Annotated in this window: 9 protein-coding genes; 4 read left to right on the forward strand and 5 right to left on the reverse strand. The window is 69.3% G+C overall.

Annotation, left to right across the window (positions count from 1 at the left end; translation table 11 throughout):
- The first annotated feature begins 110 nt into the window (after positions 1-110).
- From ABZ562_RS10255 to ABZ562_RS10265, 3 genes are all read left to right on the forward strand, one after another.
- A complete protein-coding gene (locus ABZ562_RS10255; RefSeq protein ID WP_361476242.1) occupies positions 111-1,550 on the forward strand; it encodes a hypothetical protein in 1,440 nt (479 codons plus the stop codon).
- A gap of 64 nt (positions 1,551-1,614) precedes the next feature.
- Entirely contained in the window at positions 1,615-3,462 is a 1,848-nt protein-coding gene (locus ABZ562_RS10260) for a DUF262 domain-containing protein (RefSeq protein ID WP_361476244.1), read from the forward strand.
- Positions 3,446-4,471 carry a CBS domain-containing protein gene (locus ABZ562_RS10265; RefSeq protein WP_361476246.1) on the forward strand — a complete coding sequence of 342 codons (1,026 nt, stop codon included), beginning with the start codon at positions 3,446-3,448 and terminating at the stop codon, positions 4,469-4,471. Before ABZ562_RS10260 ends, ABZ562_RS10265 begins: the two co-directional genes overlap by 17 nt.
- Positions 4,472-4,509: 38 nt before the next feature.
- Here ABZ562_RS10265 and ABZ562_RS10270 read toward each other — a convergent pair whose 3' ends face one another.
- The 4 genes from ABZ562_RS10270 to ABZ562_RS10285 form a co-directional block, all read right to left on the reverse strand.
- Positions 4,510-6,795, reverse strand: a complete 2,286-nt coding sequence (locus tag ABZ562_RS10270) for a UvrD-helicase domain-containing protein (RefSeq protein ID WP_361476248.1) — start codon at positions 6,793-6,795, stop codon at positions 4,510-4,512.
- Entirely contained in the window at positions 6,792-13,736 is a 6,945-nt protein-coding gene (locus tag ABZ562_RS10275; protein WP_361476250.1) for a DEAD/DEAH box helicase, read from the reverse strand. The genes ABZ562_RS10270 and ABZ562_RS10275 overlap by 4 nt, the downstream gene beginning before the upstream one ends.
- Before the next feature lie 102 nt (positions 13,737-13,838).
- Positions 13,839-14,468, reverse strand: coding sequence for a hypothetical protein (locus ABZ562_RS10280; RefSeq protein WP_361476252.1), 630 nt, complete (start codon positions 14,466-14,468; stop codon positions 13,839-13,841).
- Positions 14,465-15,736: an AAA family ATPase gene (locus tag ABZ562_RS10285; RefSeq protein WP_361476254.1), complete on the reverse strand. Its 1,272-nt coding sequence runs from the start codon at positions 15,734-15,736 to the stop codon at positions 14,465-14,467. Before ABZ562_RS10285 ends, ABZ562_RS10280 begins: the two co-directional genes overlap by 4 nt.
- Positions 15,737-15,968: 232 nt before the next feature.
- Here ABZ562_RS10285 and ABZ562_RS10290 point away from each other — a divergent pair, with 232 nt between their 5' ends.
- Positions 15,969-17,027 (forward strand): beta family protein, encoded by a 1,059-nt coding sequence (locus tag ABZ562_RS10290; RefSeq protein ID WP_361476256.1) that lies wholly within the window; start codon positions 15,969-15,971, stop codon positions 17,025-17,027.
- 30 nt (positions 17,028-17,057) lie between these two features.
- On the opposite strand, the gene ABZ562_RS10295 is transcribed toward ABZ562_RS10290, so the two are convergent.
- Positions 17,058-20,978 carry an AAA domain-containing protein gene (locus ABZ562_RS10295; RefSeq protein ID WP_361476258.1) on the reverse strand — a complete coding sequence of 1,307 codons (3,921 nt, stop codon included), beginning with the start codon at positions 20,976-20,978 and terminating at the stop codon, positions 17,058-17,060.
- Positions 20,979-20,981 lie beyond the last annotated feature (3 nt).

A 20,981-nucleotide genomic window follows, 5' to 3' on the forward strand; every position in this document is an offset into this window, starting at 1 on the left:
ACTTCCACACCCAGGGCACGCCGGGCCCGGGCAGATCCTCCAGTCCCGTCCCACGCCAGCTGCCTGCCGACGTAGGCGGATTCGTCAACCGGACGGACGAACTGGCCCAGTTGAACGCCGTCCTCACAAGCGAGGACGGCAGTCCGCTCGTCGTCTGCGTATACGTCATCGCCGGTACCGCCGGCGCCGGAAAGACATCGCTGGCCCTGCGGTGGGCCCACCAGGTCCGGGAACGCTTCCCGGACGGTCAGCTGTACGCCAACCTGCGCGGCTACGACCCCGGAGAGCCGGTAGCGGCAGGCGAGGCCCTGCACCGCCTCCTGACCTCGCTCGGCGTCCCCGCCGCATCCGTACCCCAGGACCTCGACACGGCCGCCGCGCTGTACCGCTCGTTGCTGGCCGACCGCCGGGTGCTGGTCGTCCTGGACAACGCGGCCGGCGTCGGCCAAGTCAGGCCATTGCTGCCCGGAAGCGCACACAGCCTGGTCCTGGTCACCAGCCGCAGCCGCCTGTCCGGCCTCGCCGTCCGCGACGGAGCCCGCCGACTCACCCTCGGCGTACTGCCGGAGCCGGAGGCGGTTGCCCTGCTGCGCGCCGTCACCGCGGGATACCGGTCGACCGACGACGAACGGCAGCTCGCCGAACTGGCCCGCCTGTGCGCACGACTCCCGCTCGCCCTGCGCATAGCGGCGGAACGCGCCGCCAGCCATCCCCACCTACGTCTGGACGACCTGATCGCTGACCTGCGCGACGAGTCGGCCCTCTGGGACGCACTGAGCACGGGCGATGACGAGGAGGCCGAAGCCATCCGCACCGTCTTCGCGTGGTCCTATCGCGCCCTCTCCGAGCCGGCCGCCCGCCTGTTCCGACTGCTCGGCCTGCACCCCGGACCCGAGTTCGGACTACGGGCCGCCGCGGCCCTGGCCGGTACGACCAGCATCAGCCGATCCCGGCAACTGCTGGACTCGTTGGTCGGTGCCCACCTGTTGGAACAGACCGCCCCGGACCGCTACCAGTTCCATGATCTGCTGCGCGCGTACGCCATCGACCAGGCCCAGCACGAGGAGCCGCCGGCCGAGCGGGAAGCAGCCCTGCGCCGCGTGCTGGAGTGGTACCTGCACACCGCCGACGCGGCGCAGAGCTGGCTCAACCCCGCCGAGGACCGCGTGCCCCTCGCGCCCGTCCCGGATGACATCAGCCCGCTGACGTTCTCCGAATACGACGCCGCCGTGGACTGGGCCGAGCGGGAGCACGACAACCTCCTCCAGGCCGTACGCACGGCCGCCGACGCCGGGCACGACCGCCTGGCGTGGCAGTTGGCCACAGTCCTGTGGAACGCCCAGTTCCCCTCCGCCTCAGGCGCCAGCCGTGGGCCGCATCGGACTGGCGGCAGCCGAACGGCTGGGGGACCGCGCCGCACAAGGCGCACTCATCCCACTTGCTTGATCCGCCACGTGAGGCGCTGCCGATGTTGCCTCTCCCTTGCGATTCGGCCGCGCATCTCAGGGACTGCCCCATTTGCTGCATGTCTGGGAGGCTACGCGCATTGACGTGCCTGCCAGTAGCATGTCTGCTTGTGACGCAAGAGTGCGTCTTTGTTACTGGGGGTGTGGGGTGGCGCTGGACGGGCCGAGCCTGGGCAAGATGCTGGACGATGTCGCGGTGGGGAAGATTCAACTCCCCGACTTTCAGCGCCCGTGGAAGTGGGATGACGACCGGATTCGTGCCCTGCTAGCGACGGTCACACTCGACTATCCGTTGGGTGTCGCCATGACGCTGGAGACAGGCGGTGAGGCTCAGTTCAAGGCCCGGCCGCTGCATGGCACTGAGGTGGGTCCAGGCGTCGCCCCGGAGCAGTTGCTGCTCGATGGGCAACAGCGACTGACGTCCTTATACCAGGCTCTCAAGTCGGGTCGCCCGGTCGAGACGACTGGTGCGCGTAACAAGCCGCTCAGGCGCTGGTACTACATTGACATTGCCAAGGCGGTGGACGAGGCAGCGGACCGGGACGAGGCGATCCTTTCTGTTCCGGAAGACCGGATCGTACGGGGCTCATTCGGTCGTGGATCGTCCTGGGATCTAACGTCGCGTGAGAATGAGTGCGAGAACGGCCTCTTCCCGTTGAATTTGCTCTTCGATCCGGAGCAGACCGGAAAATGGCAACGGGTTTACGTCAACGGTGGCGACGATCGTTGGGATCTGTGGTCGGAATTCCAGGCGCGGGTCATCGACACGGTCAAGGGATTCAAGGTGCCGTTGATCCGTCTGCCCAAGGAGACCCGCAAGGAAGCGGTGTGTTCGGTCTTCGAACGTGTGAATACAGGAGGTGTCGTCCTCAACGTATTCGAGCTGCTCACCGCGACCTATGCGGGTGACGCGCAGTTCGCGGAACGCAACGGTGGCGAGGACTTCAGCCTCATCGACGACTGGCGGGCGATCAAGAGCAAGCTGGGTTCCGATTACCCGGTGTTTGGAACCCTGGACAAGGACACTGGTCAGGAGACCGGCCTCAGTAGTCTGGATTTTCTCCAGTCCATCGCACTGGTGCGAACGTACGAGCGTAAGCAGAACTTCCTGGTGGAGCATCCCGGGGCGACGAATGCGCCGGCGGTGAGCTGCAAGCGTCGTGATCTGCTGCACCTTCCGCTCGCCGATTACACGCGGATCGCACCGAAGACGGAGGAAGCACTCTCGTGGGTGGGCCGATTCTTGGCTTCACAGCACGTGTTTCGGGAACGCGACCTGCCGTACGGGTCCCAGGTGGTGCCCCTCGCGGCCATTGGCGTCATTCTCGGGAATGCAGTGAAAGAGCCGGGCGTCCAGGAGAAGCTCGCACGCTGGTACTGGTGCGGTGTGCTCGGTGAGCTCTACGGAGGGGTCACCGACACTCGGTTCGTCCGAGACGTCGAGCAGGTGGTCGGCTGGGTCCGGGACGGTGGCGCGGAGCCCGACACCATCACGGAAGCAAACTTTCAGGAACAGCGTCTGCACCGGCTCACCTCTCGCAACAGCGCGGCCTACAAGGGAATCTACGCTCTCCTCATCAAGGAGGGGGCTATCGACTGGTTCTTCCATGAAGAGCCGATCGGTGAGCAGACTGTCATCGGGCAGTACGTGGACATCCGACAGGTCTTCCCGAAGGCGTGGTTTGAACGCCACGAGGTGGACGGCGCGTCGATGAGCAGCATCGTGAACAAGACTCCGCTGTCCTATTTGGCGCAGCAGACCATGAGCAGCAACTTCCCGTCGGTCTATCTGCCTTCCTTCGAACGGCATACAAGCAGTCCTGGCGACTGGTTCGATGACATCGTGAGCACCCATCTGATCGACCCCAAGACGCTGCGTGCCGACGACTTCGAAGCCTTCTACCGGGACAGGACGGAGAGGCTTCTGGGGCTTGTGGACCGGGCGATGGGCAAAGCCGCGGTCCGTGAGGGGACGAGTGATGGCTACACCGGATGATGTGACCCTCAAAGCTCTGGAAGATACGACCCTGTCGATCCGGGACCTTCTGTCCTTATGGGGTTTCCGCGTTCGTGATCATGCATCCGTCCCGCAGGTCGAACTCGATCTGAAGAACGTCGGGCTGATCACCGTGCCGCACTTTGCAACCGGGCCGCTGGACGACCACGTCGAGGTCATCCTGGCCACCCGCGAGAGCGATAGGCCCGTCGACAGCGAGAGGCCCGATCAGGAGGCGGCCGACGGCCTCGACGACGCCGAGGAATCTGTCGGCGTGTTCCCACAGACGGCGATGCGGGTCCACGACCTGCCGTGCGCCCACAGGGTCACATCCATCCCGCCGGATGCCCCCCTCCCTCTCGCGATGGGCATGATGGCGGAGCACGGATACTCACAACTGCCTGTACTCGACCTCGCGGGTACTCTGCATGGGGTCGTCACCTGGGCGTCGATCGCTCATATGCATGCGACCGGGCGCGAGCCATGCCTCACCAACGCGATCACTAGCGACTGCGAGATCGTCAACGCTTCCGCTCATCTGCTTCCAGTGCTACCACTCATTCGCACCCACGAATTCGTCCTCGTCCTCAGTGCGGACCACCGGGTGAGTGGCATCGTCACCTCCGCTGATCTCGCAGGACAGTTTGGCACGGTCGCGCGGCCTTTCTTCACCCTCGGAGAGATCGAGCGGCGGTTGCGGCGCTGTCTCGGCCGGGTCTATAGCGAGACTGACTTCCAGAAGGTGCACAAGAGGAAGAAGTCTGCCGACGAGATGATGTTCGGTGAGTACATCCGCCTCTTGGACGATGAGGAACGCTGGGGCAAACTCGGCTGGCCAGGCGTTGACAGGGATCACTTCATCGGGCTGCTCACCCGTGTGAAAGATGTCCGCAACACGGTTATGCACTTCAACGCACCTTCGCTCAGGCCCGAGCAACTCGACCTGCTCGACCGCTTCGTAGGCATGCTGCGGCTCTACGACCCGGACTACGGAGCGACCACCACCTGAGAACAACTTGGTGCTGACATCCGGCAGCGGTGAGCAGTCTATCGGCTGATCGCTTCCTCTGAGTTTGTCAGCGAGGAGTTCAAAAATGGGCTGGGGCTGCCGTGCCAGAAGAGATCCACGGTGTCGCGTGCCCGGGTGGCCGCTACGAACAGCAGGGAACGGGCTCGCTGGACCTCGTGTCGGTATCGTACGGGGTCCGTATTACGCAAAGCGTTGACGGCTTCCCGGGGCACGAGACCATCCGTCACACCAGCGATGATCATCCGCTGGTACTCGAGTCCCTTGAACCGGAACATGGTGCCGATGTGCACTCCTCCGGTGCCGTGCGGGCCGTCGGAGCGGATCTCGACCGAGTGGAGGCCGTGCAGCTTGAGTGTGTAACCCACCTCTGCCGCCATCTGGTTGGTCGGTACGCAGATCGCGATCTGCTCGTGCGGAGTGCTCGGCTCCGCGGTCGCGTCCCATTCCTTGATGAGTGCGGCGATGCCTTCCCGCTCGGAGGCCCAGTCCGGGAACGGGTGCCCGGACGGTCGGCTGCCGCTGAGCACCGATCGGTAGCCGGCCAGGGATTCTGCACTGCCGTCGAGGTCGTCGTACTCGGCTTCCCCGAGTACGGCCAAGGCGGAGCTCAGGATCTGCCGGGTCGTACGGTAGCTGAGGCTCAGCTTCGAGGACCGGCCGCGGATATGGATGCCCAGACTGCCGAGCGTCACCTGGTTCTTGTAGATGCGCTGGTGGGTGTCGCCGACCAGGAACAGGTCGTCTGCCGTACGGGGAGCCATCGCTCGCAGCATCTTCCAGTGGGCGGGCCGCAGGTCCTGGGCTTCGTCCACGACGATGTGCCGGTACCGGTAGCGCAGCCAACCTCCCGAGCCGTCCGCCACGTGGACGTTGTCCAGGCCGCCCGCCTCCTCCCGCTGCCGGGCGATGCCGAGGATGCGCTGCTCACGGCCCATCTCCAGGCGCGCGGCACGCTCGGCCACCTGGTCCCAGGTCTGCCGCCCGAGACGGTCGAGCCGCTGGGTGAAGCGTTCGGCGAGCTGCCAGATCTCGGCGCGCTCGGCGCGGCCGATGTTCCTGCCGCGACCGGCACGCCGGGCACGGAAGTAGTCGGTGCGGGTGCCGACGGCCTGTCCCAGGATGACCTGCGTCCACTCCTCGTGCAGGAACTCCGGATCCCAGGTGTTCTCATCGAGCTCGTCGAGCAGCGCACGCCATTCCCGAACCGCCTGGCTGTCGTCGATGGTCTGCTTGCCGTTGCCGGGTTCGGCTTCCCGGACGATACGCAGCGCCAGCTGGTCGACGTGGCTCACCTCGACCCGGGCCAGCAACTCCTCGCCGCCCAGTTCCAGGAGCCGGGAGCGCAGGTCGGCGGCGAGATTCTTGTTGTAGGTCGTCAGCAGGACGGGTTTGTCGCGGCCGGGGGAGAGCTGCCGCACGAGATGCCGCACCCGGTGCAGGGCGACGATGGTCTTGCCGGTACCGGGGCCGCCGCCCACCCGGGCGGGGCCGTTGTAGCGCCGCTCGACCAGCTTGGCCTGGGTGGGATGCAGGAAGACCTTCCAGCGGCCGAAGTCACCGCTTTCCAGCGCCTCCCGGAGGGCCTCGTCCGTCGTGGTGATGACCGTTGCCGGACGCCGTACGGCTGCCGTGAAGTCCTCGCGGTCGACCGGCTCGGCGGTGGCCACGGGCTTCGTCACCTGATCGAGGACGTCGTCGTACGACGCCCCGTCGAACAGCGACAGCAGCACTTCGCCGGTGAGTTGCGGCGCGTACTCGACCAGGCCGAGCAACTGGTCCTCGGTGGTGAGCGTGTGGATGACCGGAAGCAGCGGCTCGGCGACGCCCAGGTCCAGCAGCTGCCCGTCGCTCCAGTCGGCGAACAGCGGCCGTGCCGACTCGGGCGGCGCGGGCGCCTGGGCCGCGTCGGGTGCGTCGGGTGCGGGCTTCGAGGAGGACGGAGGCGGCAGACGGCGCAGCACGCTGTCCTCCACCACTTCCAGGTCCACGTACTCGATACCGCCGGTGACCTGGTTGACGCCGTACGACAGCCGGTCGTAGACGGCCTTGCGGTGCTTGACGGAGACGATCAGCCAGTCGTCCTCGGCGAGCCGCAGCAGCAGTGCGCGGTACTCGTCGTTGACCCGCGCCGACCACAGCCTGTTGTCGCCCTTGAGCTGCTGGAGTTTGAGGCCGGCGGTGTGCGGGTTGGTCTTGAACTTGTGCTGGAAGTCGAAGAACGCGCCCTTGACCGCACGGGGGAGCTTGAGAATCTCCTTGTCGGCTTTGTCGAGCAGGCGCAGAGTGACGCCCGAGGTGTTCATCGCTTCGACTCCCCGTCGCTGGTGACCGTGCTGTTCTGCTCCTGGCCGGTGAGGCGGGCGATCAGACGCACGCCGTCCCATGCCGTGGCTGGGCGGACCTCCCAGCCCGCGGCTGCGAAGGCCTTGTCCCGGTCCGCTGCCTCGTGGTCCGGTTCGCCCCGGTCCACGCGGGGGGCCAGGACCACTCCGATACGTGCGTCGGGCCAGGCCAGTTCGGCCTGCCACCCGTGCCCGTCCAATTCGTAGCCGTCCCGAGGGGCGGGCACACCCGCGTCCGCCAGCGCGTGCGCGAGGCCGGCGAGCCCTGGCTCCTCCGGATCGAGGTATTCGATGACCCGGTCCCAGCCGGGGTCCCGCTTTGGATCGGCAAGCGTGGTTGCTTCGCGCGCCCCGGACCGGGGCGGGACTTTCTCACCACGGGTGGGAGCGGGCACGGCCGGTGCGGCCACGATGGGGACGGCGGGCTCTCCCGTCTGTGCCGGTACCGGGATCCCCGTCGACGTCAGCCAGCCCACTCCGCCCGTCACAATGAGCGCTTCGGTGGCGAAACCGTCGAGCATGCTGGTCGTGAGCTGGGCGCTGTCACCGCCACCGTGCTCCAGGAACTGCAGCACGTTGCCCCAGTACAGCCAGGCTCGCCAGCGCCGTTTGTGCGCCTGCTCGTCGGCCAGGGCCGCGTCGCTGTCGTCCAGGACGGTGAGCCCCGTCCACACCGGCGGTGTGCGCCTGCCATCCGCGGCCAGCACGAGGTGGCAGCCCGACGCGTCCGGGCCGGACAGCAGCCGCACCGGCCCGGCGGCCCCGGAGGGAGTACCGCCGCGCAACGCTTCCCGGATGCCCTCGCCGACGCCGTCACCGACGAGGGCGGCGGTACGGATGCCGTCGGCCCCGCTCAGGCCCGCGGCCACCGCCTCTGCCCGCCGCTGCCAGCGCCCGGGCTCCGGGGCACGCAGATAGGCCAGGAGGAGCCGGGCCGGATTGACCCACATCGTTTCGGCCAGCTCGCCGGGCAGGCCCCGGCCCACCCGCTCGTAGTAGTCACGGGCGCGCTTGCGGCCGTTCGTCCCGTACAGCTCCCGCACCGGATCGCTCGGCCCCGCCGCCGCGTAACCGGTGTCGTTGACGTGCTGACGCCACTCCTTGACGTCGTGATAGGTCAGCTGGAACACCCGCAGACCTTCGGCCCTGAGCCGGGTCCGCTTCATGGCGTCGTCGGCGAGCCGGTTGTGCTCGCTGGTGGCGTGGTAGGCGTAGCCGTCGAGATACAGGGCCACGCGCGGGCCGGGGGCGTCGAGCCGTTCGAGGAGTAAATCGGGCCGGGTGCCGTCCAGCGCGCGCTGCTGGGAGACACGCCAGCTCACGGTCGTGCCGTCCGCCGCCGTCAGCCGCAGATCGAGCGCGTACGTACCGGCCGATGTGGTGTACGTGTCCGCGGCCGCCTTGGACTCGGCCAGTTTGGCCCAGTCCTGGAGCGTGTCGATGAACAGGACCTCCAGATCGCTCTCGGCCTGCCGCTGGAGGGAGATGTGCCGTGTCGTCGCGACCGGCGAGGTCCCCCAGCGCTCGCCGTCCGCGCCGAGCAGCTCGTCGAGCATCTGCCGGACCTCGTTGCGGCTCACCTTGTCGTAGTCGGCGGCCGGGACCCGCCGCAGCAGGCACTGGTGGCAGCCGTCGAGACCCTTCTCGCGGCAGGCGCACTCCTCGATGACCTCGCGCGCCTTGAGGAGCACCTCCCGGAAGCCGTCGGCGGACGCCAGCCGGTGCAGGTAGCCGGTGCCGCCGGGCAGCCGGTCGTACACGACGAGGAAGCGCCTCGGCCAGTCCGCGCCCAAGCCGCCCGCGTGGTCGGGCATCGTCGCCTCGGCGATGTCGATGTGGTCGGGGTCGCCGCCGTAACGGGCCGCTATGCCCGCGAACAGGGCGGCGGTGAACGAGGCGAGGCGCTCCTTGACCCGGGCCATCGAAGCGGGCAGCAGGATGCGCACGGCCTCCGTGGTCAGCTCGTGCGCGAGCAGCAGCGGCACATCCCGTCCCCTGCCCTGCCCGCCTCCGCCGGTCGTGGATCCCCCGGCGCGGCGACGCGGGCACCACAGCAGATGGTGCCTCGCGGCCGGGGTGCTCGCCGCTCCCGACTCGGTCAGCGCGTGCTGCGGTACGTCCACCACGGGACGCCCGTCGGCCGTCGCCCCGCCGCAACTGGTGCAGACGAAGAACGGGTTGATCCGCACGTCCCGCCCCGCCAGGGGCACCGTGCTGCTGCCGTCCTCGCGGTCCAGCCCGAGATTGAGCGTCCGGATCTTCGCATGGCGGGTGAAGTCCACTCCGAAGACCGCGGTGTCGTGCCGCCAGGAACCGGGGGCGAGCCGGTCGGGATCGACATCGACCGTGGTGAGAACCGCGTAGTGCCTGCGGTCCCGCTCGTCGCGGTCGTCCCGCACCCGGGCGTCGTCCCGCTTGTCGCGGGAGAACACCCGCCTCGGCTGGAGTACGTACTGCACGCATCCCGCATCGGCGATCTCACGTCCGCCGCAGCGCGGGCACGGGTCGGTGTTGTTCTCGGCGTCCTCGTGCTCGGTGCGTACGTAGCCGCAGGCGGGGCAGAGCCGCCATGCCGACCAGGCCCTGCGATCGGGGCTGCCGATGTCGAGGGCGCGTACCACATGGCGGTAGCCGTTGACGTAGAAGCTGTTGCCGGGGGCCAGTTCGGTGAGCGCCAGTTTGCGGGACCGCTCGTAGTCCCGCGTCTCACTGCGGTAGATCTTGCGGGCCGGCCCTTCCTCGGTGCCCGCCTCCTGCCCCTCGTCCTCCTCGCCCGGATTCTCGGACCAGTACAGCGTCGCTTCCAGCTGCGTGGTGGTATCGGTCAGGCTGTAGTTGGGCAGCAGACCGAGCTCCACCAGGGTGGCGTGGGCGCTCGACTGGCTCAGCTCCCGAAGCAGGTCCCCGGCGCTGCGGCGCTCGGCCAGCAGCTCATGCCGCTCCCGGTTCTGCGACTCGTCCGACCGGGCCAGCTGCTCGGCGGCCTCGTCGATCGCGAAGATCCTGCGCCGCAGTTCCTCGCGCCGCCCCGTCCAGTCCTCCTCGGCCTCCTGGAGGGTACGCACGATGCCGCCGGTCGCATACGCCCTCAGCTCCTCGGCCGCGTACGCCGAGACGCTCGTGCCGTCAGAGCCGTCGGACTCTCGCCTGCTGCTGTCTTCGGGGAACAGGGCCAGGAACTCTTCGGCGAGTTCGGCACCGCGGGTCTGCGCGGCATCGGCCAGGTCCTGGCACCATCCGCTGGTCCCGAACAGGGCCGACGACAGCCGGGGGAGCGGTGCCAGCACTTCGCCGTCGGACGTCCGCAGTTCGGCACGGGCCGCGAGGTCCAGCAGCTGGGCCGTGTACTGGCGGCGGAGGATCTCCACGGCGGACAGGTAGCAGCCCGGCGGCAGGATGGTCCCGGCGATCATTTCCTTCGGGTCGTCCAGGTAGTACAGGTCGCGTGCCTTGCGTCCGCCGAAGGCGACCACCAGCGCGTTGCCCGTGTGCCGTCCGGCCCGCCCGGCGCGCTGCACGTAGTTGGCCGGTCCGGCGGGCAGGGAGCCGAGCAGTACGGCGGACAACTCCCCGATGTCGATGCCGAGTTCCAATGTCGGCGTGCACGACAGCACGTTGGGGTCGGTGTAGTGCGTGCCGGCCTTGAAGGTGCGCTCGACGCGCTCCCGCTCCGGGCGGCTGAGCATGCCGGTGTGCTCGGCGGTGACAACACGGAACGTGCCGCCCGTCAGGTAGAGGCGGCGGTAGTAATCGCCGGTGTAGTCCCGCTCCTGCACGGCACCGACGGAGTGGGAGAGCCTCGCCGTGTCACGGGGCATACCCGGCTGCGGTGCGGTCAGCCGCCCCCCGCAGCGGTACCTGGGGCAGGGGTGCCCGTACCAGCGGGTGCGCCGCTCGGGCGCTACCACTTGCTGCCAGCCGCAGTCCTCACAGCTGACGAATGCCTTGTTGACGACCGTGTCGCCGAGCAGCCGCACCTGGATGTGCCCCGGTTGAAGCCCGTAGATCCGGGTCTGCCGGTCGCGGGCGGTCCGCACCGCCAAGACGCCTTCCTCGGCGAGCGCGGGCAGCAGCCTGCGCAGATACTCCACGGCCCCGGCGGCATCCAGCCCCAGACACCTGCGGGTCCAGTCCTGGTACCAGCCCAGGCGCCCCGTGACCGCGTCGAACTCGGACCGGTCCTTCTGCCCGTCCAGCAGGAAGCGAGGCGGGGCGACCCCTTCAGGGAAGGCGGGCATGCCGGGCGGCCTGAGCCCCCAGATGAGGTAGCGGTTGCTGCCGGCCTCCTTGATCCAATTGTCCAGCCAGCGGTGCCGCACCGCGCCGCGCATCCGCAGCCGTTCGAGCAGCCCCCGCACATACGCCAGATAGCGCTCGGGCGTGGGCAGGCCCCCTGTCGCCAGCAACTGGCCGGGCAGGGCCAGATGCTGGTCACGGGCGAGGTCCGTGATGCGGTCGGGCTCCGCCACGACGACCTCGGCGGCAGCGGTGCGGGTCAGCTCCAGGGTGCGCCCCATGCGGCTGCGCAGCCCGAACTCCATCACGGTCGCGAACGCCAGCCGCTCCCCGATCAGTTTCCAGGTCGGCGCGTCGCCGGTGCCGCGGCCGGACAGCAGACGGTCGACGCCCGGCTCGTCGTGCAGATCAGGGGGCACCACGGCGGCCAGGGCCTCCGCGTCGTCCACCGAGTCCAGGACATGGCCGATCAGTTCGTTCAGCGCTGTCGGGGCTCCTGAGTCGTCCAGATTGTGGGCGAGGAGCGAACGCAGCGAAAACTTGTACGAGGCGTTGGCGACGTACCCCGCGCGATGCGCCGCGTCCTGCGTGGAGTCGTTGAACAGCAGCGTCTTGCGCTCTTCGGGCACGAGCGCGATGTCGCCGCCGGTGAACAGCTGGGTCACGGTCGCCGAGGCGAGGGCCGCCTGGGCCGTGCCGAGAAAGCGGATGCTGTTGTCGGTGTGGCAGGCCGGGCAGCGGTCGTCTTTCGCCGCGCGGTCGGCGGTCTTCTTGTCGAGCAGGGCCCGCGCGAACCAGGCGTCGACGAGCTCGCCGTCGTCTGCCGTGGTGGGCAACCGGTAGGTGCCCTGGCCCCCGTCCAAGACCACGACCGACAGCGGGTCGCCCTTGCCGTCCGTGGGCCGCGCCCCGGTCAGCGCGTCGAGCGCCTGCTGCCGCTCGCCGTGGGTGGCGGAGATGAAGTAGCGGATGCGCCGCTTGTCCCGCCCCACCGCGGCTCGCCAGATGCGGTCCTGCGCCGTCACCAGCTGTTGAGGATCGGCCTCGGGGGACAGCGCCGCCCACCCGGAGCGCCCGCAGTTGCGGCAGTACACGGCGGGCAGGTGCACCTGGGCGGGGCGCGGCGCGGTGTCGGCACCGGGCAGTGGCCGCGGGCTGCTGGCCGAGGACGACGGCCAGCCCCCGGACGAGGCGTCCGGGTCCTCGTCGCCGGGCGGCGCGGCGCTCAGCGCGGCCCGCCGGGCGGCGGTCCGATCGTCCTCGTACCAGCGGAACTCCGGGGCGTGCCCCACCCCGCGCAGCACCCGCGTCACGGGCCGCACCCACAGATGCGCCTCGATGTGCAGCAGGGGCCGGGGCCTGCGCTCGTCGGACTCCGGGTCGCGGGCCGCCGACAGCAGCGCCACGAACCGGCCGAGCGCCTGGAGCACCAGCCGCGGGTTCTCCCGCGCGGTGCGGCCCCAGGAGTAGCCGAACCGGGCCAGCCGGTCCCGCAGAGCCCACTCGTCCAGCGGCTCCCCGCTCAGCAGGGACAGCACGCCATGGGTGAAGTCGTGCCGCTTCAGCAGCCGCCCCATACGGAAGGCGTCCAGCCCGGAGCGGCCCAGCAGCCTCGTGGCGAGAGCGTCCAGATCCAGCAGGTCGGGCTGGGCCTCCACGTCCGGCCCGCCGGATACCGCCACCACTTCTTGCGGGGAGGGCGGCTCCTCCAGCTCGTAGTCCACGGATCCGGTGAACTCATCTGCGGTCAGCCGCTCCTCGCCGATGATCGCGTCAGCGGGGAACGGCATCCCGAACACCCGCGCCGCCACGTCGAGGACGCCCCCGGCCCCGCTGTCCGGTGCCCCCTCGCCGAGCGTGGCCGAGGTCGCCACCGGGCAGATCGACCCCAGCGGCCTGCCGGGCCGGGACGCGCCGGTGGCGGCGGCCAGCCGGCGCAACAGCATCGCGACGTCGGTGCCCTGAGCCCCGTCGTACGTGTGGAACTCGTCCAGCACGACATAGGTGAGGTCGGCACCTTCCCACAGGCTCCGGTCCTCCCCGCGCTGCAGCAGCAGGTCGAGCATCTTGTAGTTGGTGATCAGCACGTCGGGCGGGGACGCCCGCATCTCCTCCCGGCGCGTCATCACCCGCCGGAAGTCGGTGTCGGGCCGGTCGCCGATGTAGAGGCCCGCGGTGACCTGCGCCAGCTCCGGCCGCGCCAGATACTCCCCGATGCGCCCCGCCTGGTCGGTGGCGAGCGCGTTCATCGGATACAGCAGAACCGCCTTGACTCCGCCCCGCCCCTCGGCCTTCTGCCGCCGGCAGTGGTCCAGTACGGGAACGAGGAACGACTCCGTCTTGCCGGAGCCGGTGCCGGTCGTCACCAGAGTCGGCTGGGCGGCGCCGCGCAGGGTGGACAGCCGCGCCCACGCCTTCGCCTGGTGCCGCCACGGCACGAACCCCGGGAACCCGGCTACTCCCTCCACGTCCTGCTGCCAGCCGTCTTCGGCGAGGTGGAACGGTGTCCTGATCCGCAGATAGGGCCCCCGGAAGATGCCGGTTTCCGGATGCCCGAGGAAGCGTTCGAGGGCGCTTCTGGTGTCCTCGTCGGCCAGGGCATACGTCGTCGTGAGGTACTGCGTCAGACTGCCGCGCAACTGCGCGGCGGCCATGGTGGGCTTCACGACGGTCCCCCTTGCGATGCCGGTGCCCTGATGATCGGTACCACGGTAATAGGCGGCACCGACAGCCTGCCGTGGTGTGGACGTGCGGGCCTGGTATTGCGGCTACCAGCCGGCCAGTTCGGTGATGAACTCTTCGTACGAGTAGTTCTTGCCGTCAGGCTGGATGAGCTTGCCGTCCTGATCGAAGGCTTTCTCCATGATGCGGGGCGCCTCCGATTCCGAGTAGCGGGGCTTCCAGGGGTGCTCCTTGAGTCTCTCCTTCGGATAGTCAACCTTCGAGAGATCACATCCCCGGTATTTCTCCTTGAGGACCCAACTGGCATTGACCTTGGCGAAGGCGGAGGGAAACTGCATGAGCCAGGCCTCGGTCTCGAAGGCCGCCAGGGCCACGGCGGAAGGGCAGCTGAACGTCTTGCGCAGTTCCGTGCTGATGCGCTTGCGAACCTCTGAGTACGTGTCCTTGTTCACGTCGTCGAGATCGACGTGTACGACGATCCCTGCCAGCTCAGACCTGACGGAAGCTGCCTGGGCGAGCCTGCGCAGTTTGTCGATGCGCGGGGTGAGCTCCTTGTCCGCCTCTCTGAGTGCGGTCTTGTCCCGTATGTTGACGATCTTCGCATCCGGGCGGAAAGCTCGAATGAGGTGCCAGATGACTTGCCTGTCGTAGTTGCCCTCGCCTGCGACGACTATGACCGATTTATTTCCCCTGTAGTTCTTGGCCTTGTCTTTCACAGACCACCTCCCAGGGTGTTGGCGAACCACAGCTCCCCCATGGGCATGCCTTCGGAAGCGTCGATGACCTGTTGGACCTCGCTGGTCGTGAGGGCTGGGATACGGGAGGCCCCGTCGGGGTCTCGCTCGCAGACCACGAATTCCTCAGGTTCCAGTTCGTTGATGAGGACCGGCGAATGGGTGGTCACGAGGAACTGGCCACGGCTGCTGGCCTCGCGGAGCCTGACCGCCAGAAGGGTCAGTGCGTGTGGATGGAGGCCATGGTCGATCTCCTCGATGCACGTCAGCAGCGGAGGATTCGGATCGTGGATGATCGCGAGCATGCACAGGACGCGGACCGTGCCCCACGAGGCGTCCGAGAGCCGAGTGCGCCCGCGCAGGCTCTCTTCTTCCAGTTGCACTTCGGCCCGGCTGGAGCCCGCGAGGAGTGGTACGTGGATATTGCGGATCTGCGGAACCACGGCCCTGACGTCCTCCAGGAGGAGCTCCCAGGTGTCACGGTGCTCCCGAAGGCTCAGCAGAAAGTCCGCCAGGTTGGAGGCGTCGTCTTTCAGGGGTGGTGCGGATTCACTGACCGCCGAGGGCTTCCTGGCGGCTCGCACATCAGGATCGAACACTCGGATTTCGGAGAGGTGGCGTCGCACCTCCTCAATCGCCCGGGCGGATGGACTGCCGTCCGGCAAAGGTGGAACAAGGCCGTGGTGAAGGGCGGACCCCATTCTTCCGATGCTGGCGGTAGCTTCGGGGCGGCCGGTCTCTGACGGGCTGTGGACGACGATGGAATCGCTCGCCAGCTCAGCCGACATCTCCGCTTGCGTGGTCGGGTGCTGGACGAGCCGTTCCTGTCGGGAGAGCACGTGCTCACGGTGGCGTGGCTCGGGGAGTCGACGCTGAGAGACGCTCAACTCGTAGCGGTCCGGCGCTTCCTCCGACGCGAAGTCGGACCAGATGCCCTCGACGCCGACGGTGAAGCGCGACACCGGCTTCGGGCCGCCCCGGAAGGCCAGGACGTCGAATCCACCCCGTTTCTCGACGGCCTCCTCGATCCCCTTGCGGGACACATCACCCAGGAACTCCAGGGCGTGCAGAACGTTCGACTTGCCTGCCGCATTGGGACCGACCATGACGGTCAAGGGGCCCAGAGGCAGCTTCGTGTCGGTCAAGGTGCGGAAGTTGCGCACCGTCAGCCTCGTTAAGCGGTGGTTCAAGCCTTGCGCCAATCGTGAACGGCCGGGGCGCCAAGGGCCCGGCGGACTGCTCCGGCGCACGGCGGACGGATCACACGCACTTGGCTGAACAGTACTCAGTCCCCCACGTGCGCCGTTCACATGAAGTGACCGGCCACCGAGCATCACAAACAGTACATCCTGTGTCACAGCCGTACCAGGTACTTGCCAGTTCCAGCCATCCGGACCGGAAGGGCTCTCTTTCCAGCGTCTTGCCGTCCGCCGATCCTGGCGAGAAGGGAAAGCGCGCGGGCAGTGCCGAGGGGGAGCCGCGATGGCCGAACCGCTCTACGTTCCCGTCCTACCCGTCCGGCAGCACGCCCGGATGGCCTACGAACATGTCCGGCCGGACATACAGGCCGCGATTGCCCCGCTGTGGAACCTTCCGCCGTGCCCCGGAATGCCTCCGTCGGCGCTGACGAAGGCCCGTTGGCAGAGGGAACTGAGCAAGGTCAGGGGAGCGCACCGCCGTCATCCCGGGTGGCTCGATGCCCCGTTCGCCGAGGAGGCGCAGCTACCGGCATTCGCGGAGATCCTGGCCGAGTGCACCGGGCTCTCCCGCCTGCTCCGACCGGTGACCGGGCCCGAGCGCGGCATGGCCCAGCAGTCCGCCGCCCTGGGGACAGCCCACCGCTATGGCTGTGGGGTCGGCATTCGTGTAGGCGTGCCGGGGGAGTGGGACGGTCGTACGACCGAAGCGGTTGGCCAGCTCCTGGGCCGGGCCGCACCCGATGTGCCCGTCGATCTGCTGCTGGACCTGGGCCGCGTCCTCCCCGGCCGCCCCGACGCGGGCAAGGAGGCGCTGCGGGCCCTGGACGCCCTGTACCCCCTGGCGGCCTGGCGCACGGCTGCCGTTTTCGGCGGGAGCTTCCCCCGGGCCACGGACGACATGCTGGAACTGGGAGAGCTTCACGAAGAGCCTCGCGCCGACTGGCACATGTGGAACGAGGTACAGGCGAGCGGCCGCGACTATCTGTCGCGGCTCACGTATGGCGACTACGGCGTGCAGTCAGTCACCGCTCTTGCCCAAGTGCAGGGCGGCGGAGGCCCGCCTTGGGGTCTCCTCCGCTACACCACCGACGACTGGTTCGTGTTGTGCAAGGTGCTGAACGGCGGCCCCGACCGCACGGCGAGCATCCGGACGGCGGCCCGCCGGATCCGCGACCTGCCTGAGTTCAGGGGAGCCTCTGCCGGCGCCGGGGAGACCTGGCTGCGCGACTGCGCCGAAGGCCCCCTCTCGTCCAGCAAGGGCACCGGACAGGTCATGGACTGGCTGCGGGCCGGGAATGTCCAGCACATGTCCTACGTCGTCCGGTGCCTTCTGGGACGTTGACCCGGCCTTCCCGCCTGGGCATGGACCGGGTCAGTCGAACAGCGGTGCCAGCATCTCCTCGCCCGCCATGATCCGCCACGCCGGCACCCGCACCGTTCGGCGCACCTCGCACGCCTTCGCCCCGTGGCCACCGGACGGCAGTCCTGTGAGCAGGTCGCCGCGGGCATGCGTCAGCCGCAGGTGCCTCGCCGGGTCCCGGCCGGGCGGTGGGCCCGTGTCGATCAGTACCGCCGTGTTCTCTCCGTCCACCGTGAACACCAAATCCACCGCGTGGCCGCCGACGACCGCCGCGCGCTCCACATCGGTGATGCCGCGCTCGCCGAGGTACTGCTGAAGCTGATCGGCGAGCCCTTGGCGGAACGCGGTTCCCGGGCCGGCCGCACCCTGCGTGCCGCCGACGGCGTCCCCGGCGCCCGAGCCGTGGTCGGAATCGGACCCCAGCAGCGCCGAGCGCCCGGCGAGCATCGCGGGAAGACCGCTCTGACCCTGCCAGAAGGCATGGCTACCCACGGTGATCAGCTGCGACTTGGCCCGTGTGATCGCCACGTTCCACAGGTTGACCTGGCCAGCCACCCAGTGTGTCGTCCTCGGCGGGGTGTTGAGCGTGGCCACCGGGCTCAGCACCATCACGTCGCGCTGCCCGCCCTGGAACGCGTGCACGGTCCCCACCCGCACCCGGTCGTCGTCGTGCCACACCCGGGCCAGCGCCTGCTTCTGCGCCCGGAACGGCGTCACCACGCCCACCGTCGCGTCCTGCGGCAGCCGCGCGAGCAGTTCGTCCACCACCCGCCGCACGGCCCCGGCCTCGGTCTCATTGCGCCAGGACTGACCGCCACTGCCCCGCGCCGACTCGCCGCCGGGCACGTCCACCCAGCCGAGTACCGGCGCCGGATCGGTCGCCCCCACCGGGTCGAGTGCCGGAACCTGCCGCCGTACGTCGGTGAGCACCTGCAACTGCCCTGCGTAGCAGTAGCCGTTGACCACATCGGCGATCCGCGGATGACAGCGGTAGTGCTCGTCGAGCAGGAGAGCGGCGTCGCCGTGCTGCGCGGCCGCGTGGTACGCGGAGTGCACGTGGTACGTGAGCCGGTGGTCCTCCAGCTGTGCCGCGCTCAGCCCGGCCCGGACCCTCGCCTGCCGCTCCTGCTGCGGCGCGATCTTGGTGATGTGGCCCAGCTGCATCGGGTCGCCGATGATCAGCGCCCGACGGGCCCGGAAGAGCAGCGGCAGCACCGACGGAATGGAGCACTGGCTGGCCTCGTCGATGACGACGAGGTCGAACATCTTCGGGGTGAGTTCGAGCTGCCGCACCGAGTGGGTGCTGATCGCCCACCCCTTGAGGTGCGCCATCAGGTTCTGCTGGCTCTTCCGGAAGCCCCGACGGCTCCGTAGCGCTTGGAGCCGCTGCCCCATCAGCCCTTGTGCCCGCGACAGCGCCTCCGCCGATACCGCCCGGGACAGTTCCGCGGACAGCCCCGAGAGGGCACCCGCCGTCTCCAGCCGCACCTGCTTCAGCCCGTCTTCATCCCAGTCGGTGTGTCCGGGTACGAGCTCACGCAGACGGCGCTCCACGGCCACCGCGTCCGCGAGGGCCTCCAGCAGCTCCGGCGGCACGGGCCGCTCGTTCGCCCACCCCGGCCACGGCGGGCCCTCACCCTCCGGGGTGCCGGCCGCCGCGACCAGCGTGGCCAGAGCCCGTGCCCTGCGCCACCCGCCGAGCAGCCACCGGCCGGCCCCGGCCGCCTTCCGGGCCCTGCTCTCCCAGCGGCCCAGCGCGGCCGTACCGTCCCCGGCCGCCGCAGTCGCCCACGCGGACTCCAGCAGGGTCAGCGGCAGCTCCAGCGCGGCCGCCCGCTCGACCCGTTCACGGAGCAGGTCCAGCAGCCGCTCCTCCTCGCCGACACGGCGTTCCGCCTCCGCCCGCTGCCCATCGGCCCGCGTACGGGTGTTGCGCAGGTCCCCGCCCACGGTCGCCGAACCCCGCCGCGGGGCCTCCGTGGGCTCGCCGAGCAGCCGCTCCAGCTTCTCGGCCTCCTCCTTCAGCGCCTTCGCGTTGCCCGTCCGCATCATGAGCCCCGGCGCGATGGCATCGCAGCGCTCGGCGACGACGTCCACCGCCTCGTTGTTCGTGGACGCGACCAGCACGGACTGCCCAGCGGAGACACAGGTGGTGACCGTGGCCGTGACCACCTCGCTCTTGCCCGTACCGGGCGGCCCCGTGGCCACTGTCAGCGCCCGCGTCATCGCCGAGGAGACCACCAGCTCCTGACTCTCGTTGCACGGCCCCGGCGCCACCACGACGGCCGGGGACCCCGCCCCCGCCTCCTCCTCACCGCCGCTCAGCAGCGCGTCCAGCGCGGTGCCGGGGATCTGCCCGGTCCGCGCCGACATCTGCAGCAGGTTGTCCACCAGACCCTGCGTCGCGTTCGCCTCCACACCGGACGGCACCAGCAGGACGGCCGCGTTGTGCGCGCCGGGCCGCAGCGCCTCATTCACCGTCCGCTCGCTGAGCGCCGACGGATCGAGCGGCTCCAGCTCCGGCAGCTTCAGCTCCTCCAGCAACTGCCGCACGGCCCGCAGCATCTGCGCGTCGTTGCCCTCCTGCCAGGTCGGCTGCCAGCCGGCGATGAGGTCGGCCGCGTCGTCCGTGTCGAGCAGTTCCGAGACGACACCGGTGTGCAGGGACGGCACCCCGGTCGGCCGCAGTACGTCCTGGCCGTTCTCGTCCGGAGCGAGTTCCATCTGCTGGATCAGCAGCGGCGCGATCATCACGGGCGTACGGCGTCCCCGGCCGCCTCCCTCGCGTACGGGGAGCGTGACGGCCGGATAGCCGTACCAGTACTCCTGCTGCGTTCCCGCGTCGTCGCCCCTGCCGGGCCGGGCCTGCGGCCTGGGCAGTTGCCCGGGTGCCCGAAACGTCGAGCCGCGCCCCGACTGGATGATCTCCTCGCCCCTGCCCAGCAGGAAATACCCCGAGTCCCGCTCCTTGTCGCGGTCGGGCACCATCCCGGCCGCCGCTTCGGCGGTGAGGCACTGCACGTAGTAGTGCAGCAGCCGCTGCCAGTCCACGCCGTCCCGCGCGTCCAGCGCCGCCAGCTGGCGGGCCTTCAGCAGGGCGGGGGACGGCTGCTGCTGCGCCCCCTCCGTCGCGCCACGTGGCAGCGCCGGGAGGTGGACGGGACGCGCCACGGACAGCGCGAAAGGCAGGCTTCGGGTGGCCCGGAACGTGGACTTGGTGGGGCGCTGTTCCTCGGGCACGCCCTTACGGGTCATCTGCGCCGTCAGGTACTCGAACAGGTCGTCCGGAGTGATCCAGCCGCCGCCCTTGATCAGTCCGTTCCGCAGCCCCTCCACGATCTCACCGGTGAACCGGGACGTGCCGAGCGTGGACCCGGGCGGCGCCATCGCGGACGCCGACTGCAGTGCGTCGGAAGCGGTGATGAAGTACACGCCGGTCGGCCGCAGCAGGGTGCTGGGCGCGGGGCGCTCGTCGGCATCGCCCGGGGCGCCCTTGGCGGTCCAGCCCTGGACGACGGAGCCGCTGGAGCAGCAGTCCAGCAGGACGAGCTTCGACGGGGCACGGCAGGACTGGAGCACCCGCTCCAGGAAATCCGCCGGTACGGCCGTGCCCGGCAGGTCGTTCGGGTCCGTGTCCCGGGTGAGGAAGTACAGCTGGTTGTCGTCCTCGCAGAACTCGCCGTGCCCGCTGAAGTACAGCAGGGCCGTCTCGCTCGGCTGCCGCTCCTCCAGGAACGTCTCGACGGCGTGCAGCATCTCCGCGCGGGTCGGCTCGGCGACCATCGCGCAGTCGTTGTACATGCCGATCCCGGTGTTCTCCAGCACCGCCCGCATGTAGTGCAGGTCGGCCCGGACGGGCGGGAGATCGGGGTAGGCGTCGCTGTCGTACGTGGAGACGCCGACGAGCATGGCGTACCGGTCGTTGTCGGCCATGCG

The organism is Streptomyces sp. NPDC019937, assembly GCF_040631655.1.
Taxonomy (GTDB): Bacteria; Actinomycetota; Actinomycetes; order Streptomycetales; family Streptomycetaceae; genus Streptomyces.

Excerpts from the sequence above, each read along its gene's own strand:
- ABZ562_RS10265 (WP_361476246.1), top strand. The coding sequence starts at position 3,446 with ATGGCTACACCGGATGATGTGACCCTCAAAGCTCTGGAAGATACGACC.
- ABZ562_RS10270 (WP_361476248.1), bottom strand. The coding sequence starts at position 6,795 with ATGAACACCTCGGGCGTCACTCTGCGCCTGCTCGACAAAGCCGACAAG.
- ABZ562_RS10290 (WP_361476256.1), top strand. The coding sequence starts at position 15,969 with ATGGCCGAACCGCTCTACGTTCCCGTCCTACCCGTCCGGCAGCACGCC.
- ABZ562_RS10295 (WP_361476258.1), bottom strand. The coding sequence starts at position 20,978 with ATGGCCGACAACGACCGGTACGCCATGCTCGTCGGCGTCTCCACGTAC.